Here is a 7,130-nt window from a genome sequence, read left to right on the forward strand (position 1 = left end):
CTTCTAGCTGAGAGCTGACCGCTGAATGCTTACGAATTAATTGCCAATTTTAGTTAAACAATTAAAAATTAAAAGATGAAAACAACAATAGGATTAAGTAAAAAAGAAAGAAAAGAAAAGATTCGTATAATAGCTAAAAATTCAGGTATCAGACAAGAGTATCTAGATTTAAAGCTGACAGATGAAGATATCTTAGAGGTGTATGAGAATTTACGTCCTTTGCAAATTGTCAAACCTGCAAATACTTACAATAGATATATGTTAAGTCAAAATACAGGTAAAGCAAATAAAAAAGCAGAAGTGGCAGAAACTAAAGCAAATGCAGAAAAAGAAAGAGCAGATAAAGCTGAAAGTCAACTACAACAATTTTTAAATCCTGAAAATTCTGAGCTTCTACGAATAGGTCGATGGTTACAAAATGCACTATCTAAAGTAGGTAAAGAGCGTGCTGAATTATTAAAGGAAAAAAATTTAGTACATAAGACTGACTATGAAAATGATGTAGAAGATTTAAAAGATGCTCTGGAAGAACATCAAGAAATTGCAAAGGAAATTGTTTCAGAAGGTCATCAACTCCAAAAAGAAGTTGACAATAAACTTGATGTATTAAGGCATCAACAAAATATGACCAAGAAATATATTATCAAGCACTACGGTATAGATGTATGGCAGAAAATTGAATATTTTTTTGATAAAAAAGTAGTTTAGAAGAGGTTGTTTCAATGAATATAATTCAAGGTTTAAATTACCGACAATGGCAACAGAGAAATACAGATAAATTCAAAACTTTGACACTTTCACAACAAAAAGAAGCTCGAACAAAAGGATTTTTTAATCGAGGATGGGAGCAAGTTCAAAAATCATGGGAAATACTCATGTCTTTTGTCAATATAGTGAATAATAATGTTGCCACTATCTTTGAACATAAACTTAATAAAGGCGATCTTATTGGCGCAATTAATCAATCACTCCATGAAACAGAACATATTGAAGAAGTTGTAGAACAGAAAGTTGACAAAATAGATAGACTTTTAGAAAAAGCAACAGACATATTTAATAAAACTAAAAAACGCTTTGCCACATACGAAACAGCAATGGAGTATAGATACAATGAGCAAACCACGACTTGATACACTATACGATACTTCTGAAATCAGAGATATTTGGGAGAAAAATCAAACAGTACCATGTATTAAAGACCCAAAAGAAGGGTTGATAACTCCAAATACATATAGAGCTAATAAAAATTCAAAACCATGTCCCTATTGTGGGAAAAAAATGGTGCATGGTAGAAAATATTCTACTAAGTCTAAAACAGAGGCAAGAAGGCGAGGTTATGAATATAAAAGAGTTGATGGGAAATTAGATATAAATCAAGCTGGTTTATTATACTTTCACCAAAATTACGTTACTATTGACCACAAATTGAATAAAGCTCGTTTTCCAGAAAAAATGTTTGATTATGATAACTTAGAAGCAATTTGTTGGCGTTGCAATAATCAAAAAAGTGATAATCTCATGTTTGAATTAGAACACAAACTAGAACATCTTAAATCATTAAAAGAATCAGTTTTTAAGAGATATCCCAATCCGCATTAATAAAATGTTGAAATAGGAATGGGAAAGATGCAGCCTATTCCATGTAAGTGTGGTACAGTGGTTCTGCTAGATTGGCGTACATTTTGAATGAAAACTTAATTCCATACTTCAAAAACTATTTAAAAAGCGACTCGTGCTACTGTACTTCATAAACCACCGAATGCGCTGTATTTCTATATCTCCTATCCTATTTATTTACCAACATAATATTCCTACAATCTCCAAATTAATATCCTCCCTCCTTCACCCCCACTAACTAAAGTTTTACCATCCGGACTAAACTGCACCGGATGATAACCACAAAGACTATCCAATAACTTCCCAGTTTGCAAATTCCATAACTTAACCGTACCATCAATACTCCCACTAGCAAGAATTTGATTATCTGAACTAATAGCTACTGACAAAACTCCACGAGAATGACCTTTTAAAGTATTTAATAACTCACCAGTATCAACATCCCATAATTTAATCGTTTTATCTGCACCCCCACTCACTAAAATTTTACCATCCGAACTAAAAGCAACTGAATAAACACCCCCAGAATGTGCTCTTAATGTTCTCAAACTTTCACAACAACCTACCTGCCAAATTTTAATAGAACCATCAGCACTACAACTAGCAAAAATTTGATTCTGAGAATGATTTATTTCTGTATAAATATTGTTGACCTTGCTATAAGTTACACAAAAAACTCTATCTAAATGTTCATGTAATTTATATAGTAATTCTCCATTTCGTTGATTCCAAATTTTAATTGTATGGTCAGCACTTCCACTTGCTACAGTTTCACCATCCGGACTAATAGCTACTGAAAAAATAGCACCATCGCGATGACTATAAGGAGAACCTGAATAACTATAAAATCTATCTGCAATTGTTTTTTTCTGTAGATTCCAAACTAATATTGTTCTATCATCTCCAGCACTAATAATTCTTCTACCATCCGCAGTAATAGCTATTGCATAAACTTCAGCAGTATGACCTAAAAATTTATGCAAAAGTTGTCCTGTTTGGAGGTTCCATAGTCTAATTGCTTTATCATCACTACCACTTGCTAAAATAAAACCGTGGTTATCTATGGCTATACTATTTATAGGAGCAGTATTATCTTTGAGAATTTGTACAGTTTTCCATAACTGAGAGAGTTCTACATAGTTTCTAATTTTGGTTTTTGTGGGAAGTAAATTTGCTTTTTTCCTATCAAATTCTATGACATTATCTATTAGTTCTGATTCATGGTTGAGATGGTTATTGTATGATAGTTTTGGCGTAATTGGTTGGTAACTATCGCCGTTATTATCAGATATTTTTATTTGCTTATAATCTGCTAATTGTCCTGATTTTTTTTGATTTTTCCATGCTTCTATTTCTGCCTGCACAATCACATCAATCTGAGACACTTTGTCTGGATTTTTTTGATGTATTGGGAATTTTTCTAAAGATGTTTTTTCTGATTGATTAATATTTTGAGATTCTGGCTTTGCTTTTCCTTTTTTAGTCGGAATCAGAGCAATTTCTATAAGTAATTCAGTAGCTGATTGATATCTTTCCTTGACTAAATCCTTGACTAATTTATCTAGAATTTTTTCTAGATTAGAACTAATTTTTATCCCTTTTTGAATTAGAAGCGATCGCCAAATTAACTCTCCACTAAATGGATCGAAAAGTTGGGTAGGTGGTACTTGAGTCAGTAAATGAATACAAGTCATGCCTAAACTATAAAGGTCACTAGCTGGATATGCTTTACCACCCCGTATTTGTTCTATTGGCGCGTATCCTAATGTGCCAGTAATAGTACCCATTTTATTCTGGTCTGTTTGATTATTTAGCTTGGCAACACCAAAATCTATTAAAACTAATTGATATTTTAGATTTTTTCCTGTTAGTTGTGAATTTGAACTATTAATTCGTAATATATTTTCTGGTTTTATATCTCTATGTATTACTTGCTTTTCGTGAATAAATTTTAGTAGTGGTAATATTTCATATAATATTTTCCAGATTTTTTGCTCACTAAATGCACCTTCTTCTTCTAATTCTTGCAGGAGATTTTGTCCGGTAATTAACTCTTCTACCAAGTAGAGATTTTCATCTTCTTCAAAATAAGCATAAAAAGTCGGAATTTGGGGATTTCCACCTAACTTCAGTAATTGTTCTGCCTCTCTTTTAAACAATTCTGATGCTTTATTAGTAGAGAGTAAACTGTGATTTTGTGGAGAAAATTGTTTAACAACGCAAGGCGTATTAAATCTATCTAAATCTACTGCTAATAAAGTTCTGCCAAAGCTGCCATTCCCAATAGGTTTAATCACTTGATAATGACCTCGCAGTAACAAGTTTGAACCACAAGTTTGGCAAAATTCGACATCGCTGGGATTTTCAGGCTGTTGGCAATGTAAGTTGAGACAATAGCTCATAGAAAAAAATTAGTAAATTTAATATCTAATAGGAATTTATACTGCTTCTTCTCCAGATTTATTGTGTACTCCTTAATGATATTCAAGAAAAATTTATAAATACTATAGTATCTATGATTCACTCTAATTTACAGAAGAGTCAGGAAATTAAATAAAAATTTAATGATTATTAGTCAACTCAGTATTGACTGTGACAAAATATATATGATATCTCTAAATATTAGAGAGACGGTTTGTAGAATAAAGTAAGCATTCAGCACATCGCGTATCAGCTATCAGCGTTTAGTTATTAACTCTCAAGGAAGGAGGAAATAGTCCTTTCCTGCAGAATTAAAAGTTATGGATGAAATTGGTCAACTACCTAACTTTAGTAACATCTGAATGCTTACAGAATAAATATTAATAAACTTGTTGATCGACTAAATCTTAAAGCTTGAATAAGGCCAAAGATTGAAATGACTCTACAGGGGTGGGGGTCTCAGTATTAATACTCCTAAAGTTATGCTGAATTAGAAGTTACAAATAATTGTTTCTTTGCCTATTCCCTATTCCCTATTCCCTATTCCCTATTCCCTAAATTTAATTTAATTATGGAAAATACTGGTTGGCTTGATTTATTGATTGGTGGTGTAGCGATAACAATTTTAGTTGGGGGATTGATATTATTGTTCAAAGGTATTTCTGGAATGCCAAAATAGGGAATATAGCAATCCGCCCATAGGTTGCGGGTAATCAAAAAGTAGATAAAAAAACTGAAACTCCCGCCAGTTAAGTATTAAGTGTTCCCTAAAAGTGGTAAGATTTTTATACACAAATAAAATAGGACTGCTATAGAGAATAGGGGGAAATTTGTTTGCGCAGCATACCGCACTGAAAAAATATTCTCGGTTCAACAGCTATATAATTTTTATTATGGCTAATTAGGGACTTCCAAATAAAAAATTATCCCATTAGCTATGAAAATAAGGGAGTAAGGGCGATGCGCGAATCGCCCCTACGGGAGTAGGGAAGAAATTGAAAAAGTAAGGGAATAAGGAGTAACCAGTAACGTGATTAGTACAAAAATTGGGATAATTTATTTTCTGCTATTCCCTTAATGAAACTTGATATAAGGAACAAGAAATAAGGTTAAACTTGGGTATATATTTCCCAAGCATTTACACAAACAATTTGAAACGGTTGAATATCAATTTCAAAAAAGAAAAAAATTTCCCTTTTAACCAATCTTATTCTTGAAAAGAAGAGGTAAGAATTAATAATTAATTATTAATTGCTAATTATTAATTATTAATTATTGAACTTGGCTATACTTCCTAAAATAAGTTTGAAAAACCTGTTTAGCAACTGGAGCTGCAGCAACAGAACCATAACCACCATTCTCAACAATTACAGCGATCGCAATTTTTGACCGATAAGCTGGCCCAAAACCCACATACAAAGAATGAGACCTTTGTCCAATTATTTCTGATGTACCTGTTTTTCCTCCTGTAAGAGGAATAGTACCATCATAAAGAGAACGTGCCGTACCATAATAAACAACATCAATCATCCCTTCCTTAATCGCCTTAACATATTCTGGTTTCAACCCCGTAGGAATAGGTTTCATTTCCGGAGAATTAGTTTCATCGGCCAACAAATGAGGCTTAACCTCTTTCCCACCATTAGCGATCGCTGCTACTGCTGCTGCCAACTCTAAAGGCGTCACCAAAACCAGACCCTGACCAATTGCCATAGTGATTGTATCACCCAAATACCAGGCATCATTATAAATTTGGCGTTTATCTTCTTCCGTAGGAATAAGACCATTATATGTAGCAGGTATGCCCAGAAGGTTTAAATTTTTGCCTCCTAAACCAAGTTTATATGCCCATTTAGATATTTCTGCATGACCAATAGTCAGACCCACCAGATAAAAAAAAGTATTACTACTATAAGCCAATGCAGTCCTAAAACCAATAGCACCATATCCCCCACTATGTTCATTAAAACTAATACCTCCAACATAAATGGAGTCAGAAGTTTGGACAATTGAGTAAGGAGAAAATTTGCCAGACCCCATAGCAGCAGCGGAAGTAACCATTTTAAATGTACTACCTGGGGGATAACCTTGGAGCGCTCGATTGAGAAATGATTGTTCTTTATTATGAAGAGCTTGCCATTCTTTTTCAAGCATAGGTTTTGTAAAGACATTGGGGTTAAATCTGGGATAACTAGCCATTGCTAGGACTTCCCCTGTATTAACATCTAGAGCAACTACAGCTCCTTTGCGAAAACCAAGAGCTTTTTCTGCTGTTTTTTGAAGGTCTAGATCGAGGGTTAACTTTACCGTTTTTCCACCTTGAGGCTCTTCTTCTGCAAAGAGACGTATTTCCCGATTTTGGGCATTAACTTCTATAAGACGCTGACCCCATTTGCCTGCTAGTACATCATTAGCACTAGCTTCAACTCCTATCCTACCAACCATCATTCTCATTTGGTATTCGGGATTAGCTTGTAGTTCTTCTAGTGTAACTTCACCAAGGTATCCAATGATATGGGATGCTAATTGTCCATGAGGATAATAACGAGTTGATTCAGCTCTGATTTCTAAACCAGGAAATTCCTCAGCCCTTTCTTGTAAAGTGATAAAAGTGTCACGGCTAACTTGATAGGTAAGATATATATTCCTTTCTCCTGAAGTAATCGCTTGTTCTACTTTTTCAAAAATTTTGTCGGCTGGTACATTAATTATGGGGCTGAGTTTGGCTGCAGTAATTTTCCATTGCTCTTTTGGTTGTTCTTTTGGCCATAAGTATATGGAACGGGTGAGACGATTAGATGCAAAGGCTTTGCCATTGCGGTCTAGGATTACTCCTCGATTAGACGGGACTGGAATAGGTCGAATGCGATTGTTTTCTGCTCGTTCCCTGTTCTGTTTACCTTGGATTAATTGTAGTTGAGCCAGACGAGTCACTTGTAGACCAATTATAGTTGTGGTCAATAACATTATGACTATTGTTCGGTAGATTAAGCGTGACTGACGTTCCTGATATGAGAGGTTATCCTCTTCTATTTTCCGGAACCCAAAAGAAAAAGAAAATTCACGCACCATGATTTCTTGATTTATAAATA

5 protein-coding genes are annotated in these 7,130 nt (G+C 33.9%); 3 read left to right on the forward strand and 2 right to left on the reverse strand.

The genetic code is table 11. The annotated features are described in order from the left end of the window. Nucleotides 1–75 precede the first annotated feature (75 nt). Genes F6K22_RS25545 through F6K22_RS25555 form a run of 3 tightly spaced genes read left to right on the forward strand, consistent with a single transcriptional unit; the run spans nt 76 to nt 1,599 of the window. A complete protein-coding gene (locus tag F6K22_RS25545; protein WP_293104472.1) occupies nt 76–708 on the forward strand; it encodes a hypothetical protein in 633 nt (210 codons plus the stop codon). Between the two features lie 14 nt (nt 709–722). Then, nucleotides 723–1,130: a hypothetical protein gene (locus F6K22_RS25550; RefSeq protein ID WP_293104475.1), complete on the forward strand. Its 408-nt coding sequence runs from the start codon at nt 723–725 to the stop codon at nt 1,128–1,130. Then, nucleotides 1,111–1,599 (forward strand): HNH endonuclease, encoded by a 489-nt coding sequence (locus F6K22_RS25555; protein WP_293104477.1) that lies wholly within the window; start codon nt 1,111–1,113, stop codon nt 1,597–1,599. Before F6K22_RS25550 ends, F6K22_RS25555 begins: the two co-directional genes overlap by 20 nt. Before the next feature lie 212 nt (nt 1,600–1,811). Here F6K22_RS25555 and F6K22_RS25560 read toward each other — a convergent pair whose 3' ends face one another. Both F6K22_RS25560 and mrdA read right to left on the reverse strand, forming a co-directional pair. After that, nucleotides 1,812–4,019: a serine/threonine-protein kinase gene (locus F6K22_RS25560; RefSeq protein WP_293104480.1), complete on the reverse strand. Its 2,208-nt coding sequence runs from the start codon at nt 4,017–4,019 to the stop codon at nt 1,812–1,814. Nucleotides 4,020–5,310: 1,291 nt separating this feature from the next. Further along, the gene (gene mrdA, locus F6K22_RS25565; RefSeq protein WP_375340195.1) at nt 5,311–7,110 is read right to left on the reverse strand and encodes a penicillin-binding protein 2; all 1,800 of its coding nucleotides are present in this window, start codon (nt 7,108–7,110) and stop codon (nt 5,311–5,313) included. Nucleotides 7,111–7,130: the final 20 nt, after the last annotated feature.

This window comes from Okeania sp. SIO2F4 (genome assembly GCF_010672385.1).
GTDB lineage: Bacteria > Cyanobacteriota > Cyanobacteriia > Cyanobacteriales > Microcoleaceae > Trichodesmium.